This is a genomic window from Dictyobacter halimunensis, assembly GCF_036245075.1.
Map to the genome: position 1 here is coordinate 2,057,538 of NZ_BSRI01000002.1, position 15,722 is coordinate 2,073,259.

At 54.5% G+C, this 15,722-nt stretch carries 14 protein-coding genes; 8 read left to right on the plus strand and 6 right to left on the minus strand.

Annotated features, from left to right (window positions below; all coding sequences use genetic code 11):
- Positions 1–619: 619 nt before the first annotated feature.
- Positions 620–2,338, minus strand: coding sequence for an MptA/MptB family glycosyltransferase (locus tag AABA21_RS22570; RefSeq protein WP_338253857.1), 1,719 nt, complete (start codon positions 2,336–2,338; stop codon positions 620–622).
- Positions 2,339–2,908: 570 nt separating this feature from the next.
- Here AABA21_RS22570 and rpsF point away from each other — a divergent pair.
- The 6 genes from rpsF (at position 2,909) to recJ (ending at position 9,212) form a co-directional block, all read left to right on the plus strand.
- Entirely contained in the window at positions 2,909–3,448 is a 540-nt protein-coding gene (rpsF, locus tag AABA21_RS22575) for a 30S ribosomal protein S6 (RefSeq protein WP_338253858.1), read from the plus strand.
- 112 nt (positions 3,449–3,560) lie between these two features.
- Positions 3,561–3,953, plus strand: coding sequence for a single-stranded DNA-binding protein (locus AABA21_RS22580; RefSeq protein ID WP_338253859.1), 393 nt, complete (start codon positions 3,561–3,563; stop codon positions 3,951–3,953).
- A 17-nt stretch (positions 3,954–3,970) separates the two neighbouring features.
- Positions 3,971–4,249 (plus strand): 30S ribosomal protein S18, encoded by a 279-nt coding sequence (gene rpsR / locus AABA21_RS22585; RefSeq protein WP_126549923.1) that lies wholly within the window; start codon positions 3,971–3,973, stop codon positions 4,247–4,249.
- A gap of 155 nt (positions 4,250–4,404) precedes the next feature.
- Positions 4,405–5,895, plus strand: coding sequence for a peptidylprolyl isomerase (locus AABA21_RS22590; RefSeq protein WP_338253860.1), 1,491 nt, complete (start codon positions 4,405–4,407; stop codon positions 5,893–5,895).
- Positions 5,896–6,099: 204 nt separating this feature from the next.
- Positions 6,100–7,338, plus strand: coding sequence for a radical SAM family heme chaperone HemW (gene hemW / locus AABA21_RS22595; RefSeq protein ID WP_338253861.1), 1,239 nt, complete (start codon positions 6,100–6,102; stop codon positions 7,336–7,338).
- 17 nt (positions 7,339–7,355) lie between these two features.
- On the plus strand, positions 7,356–9,212 hold the full coding sequence (recJ, locus tag AABA21_RS22600) for a single-stranded-DNA-specific exonuclease RecJ (protein WP_338253862.1): 1,857 nt from the start codon (positions 7,356–7,358) through the stop codon (positions 9,210–9,212).
- Between the two features lie 231 nt (positions 9,213–9,443).
- Here the strand turns inward: recJ and AABA21_RS22605 are convergent, their stop codons facing one another.
- A complete protein-coding gene (locus AABA21_RS22605; RefSeq protein ID WP_338253863.1) occupies positions 9,444–10,697 on the minus strand; it encodes a Glu/Leu/Phe/Val family dehydrogenase in 1,254 nt (417 codons plus the stop codon).
- A gap of 580 nt (positions 10,698–11,277) precedes the next feature.
- Between AABA21_RS22605 and rocF the strand changes: the two genes are divergently transcribed.
- Positions 11,278–12,171 carry an arginase gene (gene rocF, locus AABA21_RS22610; RefSeq protein WP_338253864.1) on the plus strand — a complete coding sequence of 298 codons (894 nt, stop codon included), beginning with the start codon at positions 11,278–11,280 and terminating at the stop codon, positions 12,169–12,171.
- Positions 12,172–12,324: 153 nt separating this feature from the next.
- On the plus strand, positions 12,325–13,260 hold the full coding sequence (locus AABA21_RS22615; RefSeq protein WP_338253865.1) for a branched-chain amino acid transaminase: 936 nt from the start codon (positions 12,325–12,327) through the stop codon (positions 13,258–13,260).
- Between the two features lie 74 nt (positions 13,261–13,334).
- Here the strand turns inward: AABA21_RS22615 and rpsI are convergent, their stop codons facing one another.
- The 4 genes from rpsI to AABA21_RS22635 form a co-directional block, all read right to left on the minus strand.
- On the minus strand, positions 13,335–13,712 hold the full coding sequence (gene rpsI / locus AABA21_RS22620; RefSeq protein WP_338258466.1) for a 30S ribosomal protein S9: 378 nt from the start codon (positions 13,710–13,712) through the stop codon (positions 13,335–13,337).
- A 54-nt stretch (positions 13,713–13,766) separates the two neighbouring features.
- A complete protein-coding gene (gene rplM, locus AABA21_RS22625) occupies positions 13,767–14,234 on the minus strand; it encodes a 50S ribosomal protein L13 (protein ID WP_420917209.1) in 468 nt (155 codons plus the stop codon).
- Positions 14,234–15,028 carry a tRNA pseudouridine(38-40) synthase TruA gene (gene truA, locus AABA21_RS22630; protein WP_338253868.1) on the minus strand — a complete coding sequence of 265 codons (795 nt, stop codon included), beginning with the start codon at positions 15,026–15,028 and terminating at the stop codon, positions 14,234–14,236. Before truA ends, rplM begins: the two co-directional genes overlap by 1 nt.
- A 66-nt stretch (positions 15,029–15,094) precedes the next feature.
- Positions 15,095–15,721, minus strand: coding sequence for a bL17 family ribosomal protein (locus AABA21_RS22635; protein WP_338253870.1), 627 nt, complete (start codon positions 15,719–15,721; stop codon positions 15,095–15,097).
- Position 15,722: the final 1 nt, after the last annotated feature.

Sequence of the window (15,722 nt, forward strand, 5' to 3'; positions counted from 1 at the left end):
CAGCAGCTTTCCTGTTGATGTACAAGTGTGGAATACACATTTCACCAGGAGCAAATGGTGGAGATGGAGATTGAACCCTTCAATCTTATCAGCAATTCTATCAAAGGCGAAGAGTGGCCTTTTTCAAGAAAGTTTCCCCGCATGCGGGATGCATTATAACATACCCATCCTCTTGAGGCAAGAGGATGTTTTTTGGCGGGGCACAGCCCCTTTAACTCGCGCCGCCTGCGGCGGCGCGAAAGAAAAAGGGAGGCCGGGGGCACAGCCCCCGAGCCTCCAGCCAGGGGCTGCCGCCCCTGCACCCCGCTTTTGGTGGGCGCCTCGCGGGCATCAGCGGCGACACGAGGGAAAAAGACAAGTCGGGGGCACCGCGCACCCCGCTTTTGGCGCTCCTAGCGGGCGTTTGCCGTGGTGCGAGAGAAAAAAAGACAAGCCGGGGGCACCAAGCATCCTCGTAGGTGCGCCCCTCGCGGGCGCTTGCCGCGAAGCGGCCCCGTGCCGCGAAGCGGCCCCTGGATGCACACGTTCCACCAACGGTACCATCTCTGCCCACCCCCGGCAGGAGGGCCTCGCCGGCCCTCCTGCCGGGGGTGGGCAGAGGCCCTCCTGCATTCTCCTCTTACCGATGGGCGCGGAGGGGGCGGGAGGTCCAGTTGGGACGCGAGAACCAGGGGGGGCGCTGGAGCTTTTGGGGTCGGCTGTCCTCTTCTATGGGCGGGTCACCATGGGTCATCTGCCAGGTGGCGTAGAAGAAGATGGCCCAGCCCCAGATAAGGCAGGGTGCGCCAATAGTGACCAGGGCCTGGCCTTCCCATACCTGTGACCATTGCCAGAAGTAGTAGCTCACGAGGGCTCCCATCAGCAACAGGACCATGATAAGAATCTCCCGGCGACTACTGGCGATGCTGATGACGGTGAGCGGCAGCATGAGGTACCAGGGCCAATAGATGGGCTGCAGAAAGATCCATAAGAGGAGTAACCCGCCACTCCACTGGAGCAGTGCCTCAAATGTATCGGTAAACCAGATGGCGATAAACACATAGAGACACATAATCAGTAGGGCCGCCAGGGACCAGTTGGGCGCCAGAAACCAGGCGCGCATATTAGCAGGCAGATGAACTGGCATACCTAGCACGGCCGCGTCGATTGAATTGATAGCATACCTCTGCCAGAAGACGTCTCGCATGCCACTCGCGATCCCTGTCACCCCCCAATCCTGCCAGTACGGGACATAAGCCAGAAAAAGGACCAGCGCCGTAATGCCAATCATGCCCAGGAAAGCGAGAAACAATACGGCACAACCGGACAACCATGCGCGACGTATGACGTACAAGAACAGGAGCGGCAACAATACCAGGCTGCTCAGGCTGATCAGGGAGGCCAACAGCGCGAAGACCCAGCCGAGCAGGACGGCTCGACGCTGCAAGCTCAAGAGAGCGAGCAGCATAAATGTAATCGTCAGGATCTCAGGATGCACATAGGCGATACCAAGCAAGAGCACCAATGGATTCCAGGCATAGAACAGGGTGGCAGAGATACGCTGCAACGGCTTCTGCTCCGAGGTAAGTGACCAGAGGAGACTGACATTTAATAGATGCACGACCAGGGCCAGCAGGCGCCAGCCAAGGATGATGCGCACGGGATCGGCGTTTCCCAGCAGCGAGATAAGAATACTGATATCCATCCAGACCGGACCGGTAGTAGCCGGCGTCACCGCTAGATTACTCTCTTTTGATAATTGTTGAATAAGCAGTTGTAGTGCGTCATGCGATAATACAGTAGTATGAGCTATATATGGATTGAGATGATACGTTTCAACCATTTTTCCATAAAGGCCCGCCTGTAACATACTCCGTGTCAGTTCATACAAATGTACCGGTGCAATCACCATGGTAATGCCCAGCACCACACTGAGAAAGAGCACCGTCGTAAAGATGGGCCGCATATAAAGAGAGGCATTTTGCAGAATTATTCTACCCGCACGATTGCCCACCGCAATCGCCAGCCAGAGTCCAAACAGCAGTAAACCCAATAACAATAGCAGTGGAAAAAGATAACCATAGAAGAACGCGGGCCAGGAAAAAGCAGACACATACGATAACCAATCCAGGCGTCGATAGAGCAGCGCCAATATAGGAAAGGCCCCTTGCCACGCCTGACGCAGCGGATCCACCTGTGCATCGCGACCAGCCAGCCAGGGATAGAGCGCCAGGTAACCGGCCTCCAGGCTCACGCCTAATAAGATGAGCATGAACAAGGTCGAGCGCCTCACCCTTCGCTGCTTCCGTAAAGCTCCACCGCGCACAGGATAGATAGCATAAGTATCGATAGCAGACATAAAAGCTGCTCCTTTGAATAAAAAGGATCGGCTGCACTCCTCATTAATTATGGGACGAGCCATCAAACACTTGGGGATTGCGCGCCGCCGCTTCGTTGCTGGCGGCAATGCTTCTGCGCGGAGTATATACTAACATTAGTATGAGCCATTATGCACAACCTGTCAATAAAGGACCATATGGCTGGAGAAACAAAACAGACTTTCCGCTTTTCCAATTTTCAGAAGTATAGAAAGAATAGGAAGATAGACAAGTAAACATTGTGTGTTACCACACCTCTATTGTCAGCCATGGAGTTCAGTGTTATAATGCGTGGTATTGATGGCTTCCGCAGGTCCCTGAGTCTGTTTCACATCCATATGTTAAGCATGCTCATTCAACCTGCCATCGAAACGGAAGACATCACTACTGCCCATTGTTATCAAGGGGCGATTTTATAACGAGGCCGCATTACTATAGGCACCCTATACACCAGCGGCATCTGAGTTTAGCATCAACATAGGGTTGATGCTCCACCTGCTCTGGCAGAGCTTATCTGACCAGCAGCACACCCACAGGAAGGAGGTGGCTTCGTGAGTCGAGATTACGAACTTGGCGTAATTTTCAGTCCAGAAGCCAGCGAAGAGGAGACACGTTCCATACTGGATCGTATCGAGCAGATCGTCGCTAATCATGGCGGTCAAATTGTAAAGGTCAATCAATGGGGGCGCCGCCGTCTGGCCTACCCTATTGAGCGCCACCGCGATGGATTCTATGTTTTCATTGACATGGTTCTGACTCCTGAGACCGTGAGCGATATCGAGCGCACTCTAAAAGTTTCGGAGATTGTTCTCCGCGAGATGGTTCGCAAACGCGATCCAAAAGCTGTCCAGAGGGAGCGCGAAGAGCGTGAGGCCCGTGCCGCTGCCGCCGCAGCTGCTCCTGAGGCAACCGAAGAGGTTCCAGCCGAGGGAACAACTGAAGAGGCTCCGGCCGCAACTTCAGCCGAGCCAACAACTGAAGAGGCTCCAGCCACAGCTTCAACCGAGGCAACGACTGAAGAGGCTCCAGCAGAGGAAACCGCCGCTGCCGAACCCGCCGCAGAGAACAACGAAGAGCATATCGAAGCCTAGTTACGCCAGCGAGCTGGCTAACAAAGCATGAGAAAAGAGACGTTTGGGTGCTTTCATCTGTCTCCATACTGTCAAACAGGGGTGGTATCACACGTCGAAAGGATTTTGAGTCATGAATAAGATTATGCTTATTGGGAATCTGGGACGCGACCCCGAAATGAACTACACCCAGAATGGTACCGCCGTGACGAAGTTCTCGCTGGCCGTGACGCGCCGTAGCAAATCACCCAGTGGTGAACGCGAGACCGACTGGTTTAACATCGTCGCCTGGAGCCAACTGGCAGAGACGTGTAGCAATTACCTGAAAAAGGGGCAAAAAGTATACGTTGAAGGTCGCCTCGAGCAGCGCAAGTATAACGATAAAGAGGGTATACAGCGCACAGTCATCGACGTGATCATCAATGACATGGAAATGCTTACACCAAAGAATCAGCAGCCTGGTAACGCGGGTCCTGATTATGGTGGCCCCGATGACCTTGGAGAGCTGGATGATCACCCCTTCTAATTGAAGGAGAAAGACTGATGCAGAGACCATCAGGTCCACGTCGTGAGCGACGCGAGCGTGGCGAGCGCTCATCTCGCCGCAAAATTTGTCAATTTTGCCACGACCACGTACGAGAGATCGACTACAAAGATGCAAGCCGCTTCATGAAGCGATACATTTCCGATCGCGGAAAGATCGAGCCCCGCCGCAAAACGGGCACCTGCGCCAAGCATCAGCGTGGTTTGAGCACTGCAATCAAGCAGGCCCGCTTTATGGCCCTGCTCCCCTACACTGCAGAACATATGCGTGGGATGTAATAACTACTGTTACTTCCCGGCTTGTCGCTGATATATGGGGGAACGGACACGAGAAGCAATGCTTCTCCGCCCGCTCCCCCAGGGGTCCGACCGGCTCGACATGGGAGAGCATTCCCTGATGGCACAAGCCTGGGATTTCCACGTTGGAGGTTTTGATGAAAAATCAAACGGCGCGTCGGCCTGTTAACAAGCGACCAACGCGTTCTGCCCAAACCAGAACATATACCAGACAAACGGCGGCGCACGTCGAGGCTCGTCGTGACGGTCAACCTCTTATTTTTGGCTGGGGAGGCCATCTCACAAAAACAGAGAAAACCCAGCTACAGCGATTGGCTATCTGGTCATTTATTGGCCTTATCGTTGCACTTGTCATCGTCGTATTTGTAGGCTACTGGATCAACCTGAACGTGATTATTCCCAATCAACCGGTTGCTTCAGTCGAGGGTCCCTCTATCCCTAAACAATCCATCCCCCAATCCGATTATCACAAACTCGTCGCCCTCAGTGGACAGTTGAGCGAGAACCAGATGAAAGGGAAAAATGGTTTGCGCGCCCAGGCCGATGACGCCCACACCAAATCAGTTAATGAGCAGAAAACAGTGGATGCGGACACAAAGACCGTCAACGATCTGACCACCAAACTCAAAGCACTGCCGGCCAATTCGAATCAGCGCGCCGACCTCCAGAAGCAGTTGGATACGGCCAAGGCCAAACAAGCCACTGACACCAAGACCAAGCAGGGGTATGACACCCAGTACAATAATTTCTCGCAGCAAGAGACCCTGCAGGAACAGCTCTTTACACAGTCACAGGTTGGCACAACCAGCGCGCAGTGGTTGCAGGAAGATATCGTGATCCGCAACTGGCTGAACAAGCAAAGCACCACGATCCAGAACCAGATCAATCCGAGCAGCAGCGCGGTGACCAAAGCGATGAATGATTTCAAGGCTAATCTGCCCAGCGACACCCCTTATAGCAAGTTCTTGAGCAGCTCTAACGTTAGCGATGGCGATATCCAGCAGATGATGGCGCTCAAGCTACGCCGCGATAACATGCAGAGTTACCTGGCCTCACAGATCACCTCGCCGACGCGCCAGGTCAATGCACGTGCCATTACCGTGGCCACTGCGAAAGATGCGAACTCCATCCTCACCCAGTTGAAAGGTGGTGCAGACTTCCATAAACTGGCCTCGCAAAAATCACTGGACAACAACACCAAGTCCAAGGGTGGCGAGCTCGGCTGGTTGGCTCCCGGTCAGTATATGCTCGATGACGGCTCCAATATCGCCGCCACCGTCGATAACTGGCTGATGGATCCCGCGCGTACAAACAACGAGTTCAGCCCGGTACTGAGCGAGAATGGTACGTTCCACGTTCTGCAATTCGAGAGCGCTGATCCTTCGCGAGCGGTCGACCCGGCCAAACTGAAAGCGCTACAAGGAAACGCGTTAAAGTATTGGATCGAGTCCCAGAAGGTTAAGGGAGTGAAACTCTCAGATCCGGATACCAATAAGCTGTTCGATGCATCGAACATGCCATCCTGGATCCCAGCTTCACCTCCTGGACAGACCACTCCCGGTGGTGCTCCAGGTGGCGTCCCCGGCGGAGTTCCAGGTGGCGCACCCGGCACCAGCCCACAGGGCTAAGTCGGGACAAGCCCGTTAAGTTAAGCCGGGGTAAGCCCGGCACCTACGGGTGGGGCGGGCAAAAATTTCTTCCCCTGGTGTTGCCTGAAGGCGGCACCAGGGGTATAATTTATATACCTCTGTATATTCTTTACTTCTTATTCTTAAGAGAACCGCTAGCGGCGGCGCACAACCGCACAATCAATAAGGAAATAAACAGCACCCATGACATTAATGGAAACCAATACCCGGTCGAAAATTCAATTACCATCATCGCTGTTGCGGGCAACGGAACCGATTCAGGCCTTGCTGGAGACAGCCTCTCTCTATCTCCATATACCGTTTTGTCATACGCGGTGCCATTATTGTGACTTCAATACGTTTGCTGGTCGGCTTCCTCTACGGGAACCGTATGTGCGCGCACTGCTACAAGAGATCGAGATGGCGGGCAACATGGCCCGACACGAGGATGGTCGCCAGCGTCGCTCACGCACCATCTTTCTGGGTGGCGGCACCCCCAGCCTGCTCACCGTAGACCAGATTACGCGTCTGCTCCAGGCCTGCTTCCAGTCCTTCGCCGTTGATGACAACGCCGAAATTACGATGGAGGCCAACCCGGGCACGCTCGATCAAGAGCAGCTGATCGGCATACGCAAAGCCGGTATCAACCGCCTGAGCATGGGCGCCCAGAGCTTTGATGCGCAACTACTTAAAACCCTGGGACGCATCCACACACCCGAAGAGATCGTCCAGGCGGTCCAGCACGCGCGCACGGCCGGTTTCACATCCATCAATATAGATTTTATGTTCGGCCTGCCCGGCCAGACCATGCAGCACTGGCAGGAAACATTGAAGCGCGCGCTGGAGTTGCGTCCCGAGCATCTTTCGCTGTACTCTTTAATCGTTGAAGAGGGAACGCCTTTTCATGACTGGGTGAATGACGGTAGTATTATCCCAGGCGACGAAGATCTATGCGCGGATATGTATGAGTACGCGGACGAACTGTTGCGGCAAGCCGGCTATGTGAACTATGAGATCTCTAACTGGTCGTTGCCTGGATACCATAGCCGCCACAACCTGACCTACTGGCAGAACCTGCCATACATCGGCATGGGGACCGGAGCCGCCTCTAGCTTCGCGGGGCGCCGCTTCTCCAATGAACGCGAGCCAACCGAGTATATCAAAATGATCAAGGCACATAGCTTACCAACCGTTGAAAGTGAAGAGGTGGGACCGGAGCAGGCCATGTCCGAAACGGCATTCCTGGGCCTGCGCACCGCCATGGGTCTGCATCTACCGACCTTTGAGGAGCGCTTCGGCATCCCGTTCTCACGCTTCGCCGGTGATCGGCTGCAACCTGTGGAAGAGGCTGGCTTATTAGAACACGAGGACGGCTGGCTGCGCCTGAGTGCGCGCGGACGCCTCCTGGGCAACGAGGTCTTTTTACGCCTGCTGCCAGATTAAGCAAGAGGAATAGATACTTGGAATCATTATCTCAGCTATCGAGCGCCTGGGAGGTCTATCCCCGGCTGGACCAGCTAGATGCCAGCATTTTTGGCGCCGCCGAGGCCGCTGGTATCACTTCTGTCCAGGCGCAACTGCTATATAATCGTGGGCTCAAAACAGTAGGCGAGATGAACACCTTCATTCGCTCCTCGTACGAGCAGACTCGCGATCCCTTGACATTGATCGACATGCCACGCGCCCTGGCCCGCATCCGCCAGGCTCTCGACCAGCAAGAGCATATCACAGTCTATGGCGACTACGATGCTGATGGGGTCACCTCATCCGCGCTCCTCTACCGCGCCCTGCGCCAGTTGAAACAGCCTGGTGCCATCCTGGACTACCATATCCCCAATCGCCTACATGATGGCTGTGGCTTGAATGAAAAAGCGCTGGATATGCTGAAAGAGCGCGGCACACAGTTGATCATAACCACCGATTGCGCCAGCTCGGATGTCGAGCAGGTAAAATATGCCAATCAGCGAGAGATCGATGTCATTATCACGGACCACCACCATCCACCGGCCGAACTTCCAGCGGCCTATGCCATGGTCAATCCATGGCGTCCAGACAGTCAATACGGCGAGCGTTACCTTTGTGGGGTAGGAATAGCCTTCAAGCTGACGCAGGCCCTCTATCGGTCTTATAATCGCCCTGAGGACGATGAACTGGCCTTACTGGATCTCGTTGCCATAGGGACCGTCGCGGACATCGCTCCCTTGTTGGGTGAGAACCATACGTATGTACGCATGGGGCTAGAGCGTCTGAACAAAACCAATAAGCCCGGGCTGAAAGCTCTGATCCGCAACGCCAATCTGCAGCCGGGCAAGATACGTGAGCGCGATATCGCCTTCGGGATCGCTCCCTGCATCAACGCCGCCGGACGCATGAAAGAGGCCAGCATCGCCTTCGAATTGATGGTAACGGATGATCCAGACGAGGCCGATAAGATCGCCGAGGGATTGCGGCAGCTCAACCTGCAGCGCCAGCAAGAGACCGAGATGCTGATGCGCCATGTGCGTGAGCAAGCCGCCAATAATCCAGATGACGCGGTCGTCATGGTACACGGCACCGACTGGCACGAAGGGATCATTGGCCTCGTCGCCGGCAAGCTGGCCGAAGAGCTCAGCAAGCCGGTCCTGGTGCTGAGCAATGATCTGAAAACCGGTTTGAGCCGGGGCTCGGCCCGCAGCCAGAAAGGCTTTAACATCATCGAAGCCCTGCGCGGCTTCGCGTCTCAGCTAGAACGCTACGGAGGACACGCCCAGGCCGCTGGCTTCACTATTGCCAGTAAACGAATCGACTTGCTGCGCGGCCACCTGCTGGAATGGAAGAAAAACGGCGGTCCAGCAGAGGAGCCAGCCGTGATCGAGGGCACCAACCTGCCAGATCCTACTGGCATCGTAACCGAGCAAGAAAGCAGCGAAACAGCTCCCGCTCTGATGCCGCGCATGGTAGATCTGACCCTCACCCAATCCAGATTCCTGAGCTATGCAGCCTATGAAAAGCTGCGCGAGCTGGCACCATTTGGCGCCGGCAATCCCGAGCCAATCTTCAAAATGGAAAAGGTCAATCTGCTAGGGGTACGCACCAGTGGCCCCAACCGTCAGAACTTACTATTTCGCCTCGCCTTCTCCCGCTCAGAGAATCAACAGCGCACCGACTGGGTACTGAACGGCATCTACACACGAGGGGCAGCTGAACTCCCACGCTTCAAAAACGTCCACACCGTCAACATCATCTTCCACCTGAACGCCTCAGAAAACGACAACAAAACGGAAACATGGCTCAAAATCCTGAATGTAGAACCAGTTTCAGATACCTCCTCAAACTGAGGAGGTATCTGAAACTGGTTCTACACCACATATACTTAAATATTTGAGCGCCGCAGGCGCGAAACAATTGTTTTCAACGTGATATTAAACGAAATCGGAGGTCCAGCTATGGACCTCCGATTTCGTTTAATATCACGTATGCAAAGCAGGCATACAAAAAATCATTCAAGTGAATATTCCATGTTTCAAACACACAATTTTTCAAGCAGAGAAAAATGCGCTGGTCATATGCTAGGGATAAATGCCACGCAACTCGGTCGCCTCCGCGACACGGCTGACCGCCAGTAGGTAGGCGCCCATACGCAGATTCGTTTCCTGGTTGGTTGACTTCTCAAGCACAGCATTAAAAGAACGCGTCATAATTGTTTCAAGGCGTTGATTAATTTCTTTTTCAGACCAGAAGAAATGTTGTAGATCCTGTACCCATTCAAAGTAGCTAACAGTAACGCCGCCCGCATTGGCCAGAATATCCGGTACGATCAGCACACCGTTATCGTTCAAGATGCGATCGGCCTCATTGGTGGTAGGACCGTTGGCGGCTTCAACAATCAGGCGAGCCTGCACGCGGTCAGCATTATCCTTGGTCAGCTGATTCTCCAGGGCCGCCGGGATCAAGACATCGCAGGGAAGCTCTAATAATTCGCGATTGGTGACCGGTTCAGTCCCAGGCATGCCACGCAGGCTTCCATGTTCACGGGAGAAACGCATAGCCGTTGGAACATCGATACCGTGAGGATTATAAATGCCGCCACTGATATCGCTTAAACCAACGATCTTGCAACCCGTCTCATGTAAGAGACGTGCCGTAATTCCGCCGACATTGCCAAATCCCTGGATGACGACAGAACAACTTTCGGGGGACATATCCAGATGACGCATCGCGGCCAGCGCCACGACCTGCACACCACGCGCGGTAGCATCCAGGCGGCCCTCACTGCCACCAATAGCCAGCGGCTTACCGGTAATCGCCGCCGGTACCGAATAGCCCTGGTGCATTGAATAGGTATCCATCATCCAGGCCATAACTTGCGGATTGGTATTCATATCGGGAGCGGGGATATCGCTATTGGGACCCATCAGAATCGAGATCTCGGTAGCATATCGGCGGCTCATACGTTCGAGTTCGCCACGAGACATTTGATGGGGATCGCAGATAACGCCACCCTTGGCGCCCCCGAAAGGGATATCCACAACCGCACATTTCCAGGTCATCCACATCGCCAGGGCACGCACCTCATCGAGGGAGACCTCGGGGCTAAAGCGAATACCACCCTTAGCCGGTCCGCGATTGATGTTATGCTGAACGCGATAACCTGTAAACATCTGCACATCGCCGTTATCCAGGCGCACGGGAAAATTGACGATAAGTTCACGCTTGGGGGCGCGCAACACATTGCGCATTGATCGGGATAGACCGAGTCGCTCGGCTGCTTCATCGAACTGAGCTACGGCCACAGTATAAGGACTAATAACATCGACAACCATAATAAAAGGAACCTCCTCGGACCCGGCCTCTCGAGCCAGGCTGCTACACTGCACGAAAAAGCTTCATTGCTTCCCACTTCCACATGTTCAGTTCCAGGACAGTTACATGTGTTAGCAAACAGCCATCAACGTCGCGCATGCGCGGCCTCCATGGCCGCCACAGCTTATACGATGCTGCATAGAATACCACTAGAAGGCCAGCATGGCCTCCCAAGCACAACGCCTGACTAACTGACTGCTTTTTATAGTATCAATGGGAAAACCCGCCCATTTTGGGCGGGCTCGCTAATGATCTATATGACATTCAGTATACCACCAATCCTCAAATATGATCAAGTCAATAGACATCTGTGTCATATGCTTTTTTGAGAGAGAGATGCAGATTTCACGTTTTATTGAGAGAACGCGAAAGCTCAACTGGTCGAAACAGGTGGTCCGTAGACAAACTCCATGGCAGTGCATATAATGAAAAGAAAAGGGCACCTTCCATACAGTCACAGGAGGGTGTTATGTACGTACGTTATTTCATTGACGAGCCGTATCGTCAACGTTCAATGGTGAACAGAGGTGAATTTTTCCTATGCGTATCCGTGTAATTGGCGCCCCTATCGATCTGGGCGCAGATAGACGTGGGGTCGATATCGGTCCCCGAGCAATCCGTTACGCTGGTCTGATCGACCAGCTCCAACGACTTGGCCACAGCGTCAATGACGTCGGAAACATCAACATACCATTACCCGAGAATCAGCCAACCGGCAATCCTCGTTTAAAATATCTGGAGCCCATTACCAAACTGGCAGACGAGCTATCTGCCACCGTGAGCGATGCACTCGAGGCCGAAGAATTCCCATTGATTCTGGGTGGGGACCACAGTATGGCCCTGGGATCGATCAGCGGTGTCGCCCGCGTACATAAGAACGTTGGTGTGATCTGGGTCGATGCCCATGCCGACTTCAACGTGGAGGAAACCACGCCATCGGGCAATATCCACGGCATGATCCTGGCCGCGCTGGCCGGACTCGGCGACGAGAGCCTGGTCAACGTTGGTGGCTGGGCACCCAAAATTGATAAAAACAAGATCGTCATCATCGGCGCGCGAGACCTGGACACAGGCGAGCAGAAGCTGCTACGCGAGCACAACATCCACGTCTTTACCATGTCGGACATCGATCGCCGCGGCATCTCTTATGTCATGCAGCAGGCTATCGAGATCGCGGGCGCAGATAATGGTCCGATCCATCTGAGCCTGGACCTGGACTCGCTTGACCCACGCGAAGCGCCTGGCGTCGGCACGCCCGTACGTGGTGGACTCAGCTATCGCGAGGCCCACTTCGCCATGGAGATGATCGCCGAATCTCAACGCATGGTCTCTATGGACGTGGTAGAGGTGAACTCCATCCTGGACCGCGAGAACACCACGGCCCAGCTGGCGGTAGAGCTCACGCTCTCAGCGCTGGGCAAGAAAATCCTATAACAGTTTTCTTGATCACATTCCTTCAATACACCACTCACATGTTTCCAGGGCTCGCCCCGGAACGTTGTAGACATATATTATCTCAATACACCATCACATTTGGAACAAGGAGGAGACGATAAGTAGCAGCAGTGCGGCTTATCCACAACGATTATGGATGCAAAAATACTCTTTATGAATGGTGAGTACATCCCGGCCGAGCGTGGCTTCATCTCTGTACGCAGTCATGGCTTTGCCTATGGCACAGGGGTGTTTGAAGGCATTCGTGGCTATTGGAATGAAGAGCAGCAGCAGGTCTACCTGTTTCGCCTGCGCGAACATTATGAGCGCCTGCAGCGTTCCTGCAAGATCATGCGCATCAACCTGCCCTATACGGTTGAGCAGCTGATCGAGCACAGTGTCGAGCTGGTCAAACGCAACGAGCAGCACCAGGACGTCTATCAGCGTCCTGTAGCCTATAAGAGCGATGAGATCATCGGTGTGCGCCTGCATGGACTGAGTGACGATTACCTTCTCACATCCGAGCCAATGGGCAACTACGTTGAGATCGGCGGTCTGCGCTGTGGTGTCTCATCGTGGCGTCGCATCGACGACAACGCCATTCCGGCCCGCGCCAAGATCTGCGGCAGCTACGTCAACGCCGCCTTCGCCAAAACGGAGGCCATCCAGAACGGCTTCGACGAAGCCATCATGCTCAACCATGAGGGACACGTCTCCGAAGGAAGCGCCGAAAACATCTTCCTATTCCAGAACGGTGAATTGATCACGCCCGCTCCATCAGAAAATATTCTGCTCGGCATTACCCGTGACACCATCATGCACCTGGCGAAAGAAGAGCTCGGCATCAACGTTCGCGAGCGCCAGATCGACCGCACAGAGCTCTACACCGCGGACGAAATCTTCCTCTGTGGAACAGGCGCCCAGATCGCCCCGGTCATCGAAGTAGATCACAATCCCGTTGGCAACGGCTCCACTGGTCCCCTGGGCCAAAAGCTCCAGGACCTCTACTTCGACATCGTTCGTGGTCGCAACAGCAAATACCGCGACTGGTGCACCCCCGTCTACAGCGAAGTCGCCGCAAAGAATTAGTCAGAACAGAGCAAAAAGAAGTCCGGTCGACAATTGTCGACCGGACTTCTTTTTGCTCTGTTCTGACTGGAATATTAACGCTTCGTATACTGTGGAGCCTTACGAGCGCGTTTCAAACCAGGTTTCTTTCTTTCCTTCATGCGTGGGTCACGCGTCAGGTAGCCAGCACGGCGCAGGGCCAGCTTGAAATCAGGGTTCAAGCGTACCAGGGCGCGGGCCAGACCATGACGAATAGCGCCGGCCTGGCCGCTGGCGCCGCCACCGACCACACGAACGGTCAGGGTATAAGCACCGCTGTTCAGATCCAGCGCACGCAGGGGCGCAGCCACTGCCGCCAGATGTGTATCGCGCTGCCCGAAGTAGTTGGGGGCAGTTTTGCCATTAATGGTGATGCTACCATCGCCGCCTGGGAAGACGCGCACGCGAGCAACAGCCGTCTTGCGCCGTCCCATACCGTAGAAGTATTCACCTTTGGGGGTATCAGCCAAGGTAGGTTCTCCTCTTCTTTACTTTGCCTCAGTAAGCTGCTTCAACAACGCCTCTGGACCCGTCCAGATCACAGGCTTCTGAGCCTCATGGGGATGGGTGGGGCCAGCATAGATCTTCAGGCGAGACATCACCCGGGTACCCAGGCGATTGTGCATCACCATGCCGCGTACGGCATGCTCAAGCGCGCGCTCTGGATGTTTGCCTTCCAGGGTCTGACGCAGGGTGGTCTTTTTCAAGCCACCAGGATACTGCGAATGGCGGTAGTAGACCTTTTGATCCAGGCGATTGCCGCTTACCGCGATCTTCTCAGCATTGATCACAACCACAAAATCCCCGCTATTGAGGTGTGGTGTGAAAGTAGGTTTATGCTTACCGCGCAAGATGTGCGCGATCTGCGTTGCCAGGCGACCAAGCACCTGCCCCTCGGCATCGATGACATACCATTTAGGTTGCAGATCAGCGGCCTTGGCGCTATATGTCTTCATCATCGTTCGTTTACTCCAAACTTCTCAGGATAATCAACCCGTACCAGGCACAGCCCATGAGAGGGGGCCGCTGAACCAGGGTGCGTCTTCTCCGCACGTTGCACAATTTCAAAAAATTCTTCCAGACAGAGACGCTTCTGTCCCACCAGCAGTAGGGTTCCAACCATTCTACGAACCTGCCCCGTGAGAAAGGCGTTAGCGGTAAAATCGCAATAAATGAGTTCGTTCGCCTCTGGGCGTGTGCAACGGGCCTCTAACATCATACGAACACAGGAATGTGGTCCCGGCTTAAGCGGATTCGAGACATTGGGACTATGCCCGAAGGCTCCGAAATCCTTCTCGCCCAGCAGCGCCTGGCAGGCCTGATTCATCAGGTCGACATCCACTGCTTTAGAGCAATGGTAGCTATACCTGGCATGCAGGGCTGATGGCGCAAGGTCGTTCCAGATCGTATAGCGATACGAACGACTCACCGCGCTAAAGCGAGCATGGAAGCGTTCCGGCATCACACGTACCCAGCGTACCGCCACCGTATTGGGTAAAACGGCATTCAACGCACGCAGCCATACCGCGGGCTCGCGTTGCAGCTGGGTCGAGAAAGTTATTACCTGACCACTTGCATGCACGCCAGCATCGGTACGACCAGCGCCATTGACCACGGAGAAAGCCCCATCTGAGACGCGAGAGATCGCGCTCTCCAGGGCCCCCTGCACCGTAGGTCCATGGTTTACAGCCTGACGCTGGAAACCGCGAAAGTCGGTACCATCATACTCAATACCACAAGCAATGTTCATACGTTAATGTTCAATGTTCCAGGGATAGACGCGCCAAACCCGGTTCCGCGCTACCTGTATCCCTCTTTATACCAGGGCGATCTGCGCGATTTCGGCGGCGTCACCTTTACGGCGGCCCAGCTTCGTAATACGAGTATAGCCACCAGGACGACCGAGATAACGAGGAGCCAGCTCTTCAAACATCTTTTTGACGACCAGCTCATCGGGCAGGGAGCTCAAGATCTGACGGCGAGCGTGCAATTCGATCACCATCGCCTCATAAGCAGCCTTCAAAGCTTTCTCGGCCTCATTCTCATTCGGGAAAATGGCCAGCAGCTCTTCGCGGCGTGCTTTCAGCTTGTCTTCCTGGAATTTGCGACCCTTATCGGTTAAAGGAGCCTTCTGCTGCCGCGCGCGCTCATCATTTGAAGCCACATTGTGCTGCAACGAGAAACGGCCCTTACGAGCGAACTCCAGGACTCTGGTCGCCTGATCTTCATTAGATACCACTGCGGCCAGGTGCTTGCGGGCTTCTTCTCGCCCCTTCACCGCCACAGAAATCAACTTTTCAGCTTCACCACGGATCGCGCGAGCGCGTGCCTCGGTGGTCTGGATACGGTCATAACGGATGAGACCAGCCATCAAGTTACGACGTGCAGACCGCCGACGCGGCTCTGGCATATTCATCCGGTTGCCAGCAATTCGGTGCCTCACC

Bases quoted from the DNA above. Each gene is read 5' to 3' on its own strand.
- AABA21_RS22570 (WP_338253857.1), bottom strand. From the start codon at position 2,338: ATGTCTGCTATCGATACTTATGCTATCTATCCTGTGCGCGGTGGAGCT.
- AABA21_RS22580 (WP_338253859.1), top strand. From the start codon at position 3,561: ATGAATAAGATTATGCTTATTGGGAATCTGGGACGCGACCCCGAAATG.
- rpsR (WP_126549923.1), top strand. From the start codon at position 3,971: ATGCAGAGACCATCAGGTCCACGTCGTGAGCGACGCGAGCGTGGCGAG.
- AABA21_RS22590 (WP_338253860.1), top strand. From the start codon at position 4,405: ATGAAAAATCAAACGGCGCGTCGGCCTGTTAACAAGCGACCAACGCGT.
- hemW (WP_338253861.1), top strand. From the start codon at position 6,100: ATGACATTAATGGAAACCAATACCCGGTCGAAAATTCAATTACCATCA.
- AABA21_RS22605 (WP_338253863.1), bottom strand. From the start codon at position 10,697: ATGGTTGTCGATGTTATTAGTCCTTATACTGTGGCCGTAGCTCAGTTC.
- rocF (WP_338253864.1), top strand. From the start codon at position 11,278: ATGCGTATCCGTGTAATTGGCGCCCCTATCGATCTGGGCGCAGATAGA.
- AABA21_RS22615 (WP_338253865.1), top strand. From the start codon at position 12,325: ATGGATGCAAAAATACTCTTTATGAATGGTGAGTACATCCCGGCCGAG.
- rpsI (WP_338258466.1), bottom strand. From the start codon at position 13,712: ATGGGACGGCGCAAGACGGCTGTTGCTCGCGTGCGCGTCTTCCCAGGC.
- rplM (WP_420917209.1), bottom strand. From the start codon at position 14,234: ATGAAGACATATAGCGCCAAGGCCGCTGATCTGCAACCTAAATGGTAT.
- truA (WP_338253868.1), bottom strand. From the start codon at position 15,028: ATGAACATTGCTTGTGGTATTGAGTATGATGGTACCGACTTTCGCGGT.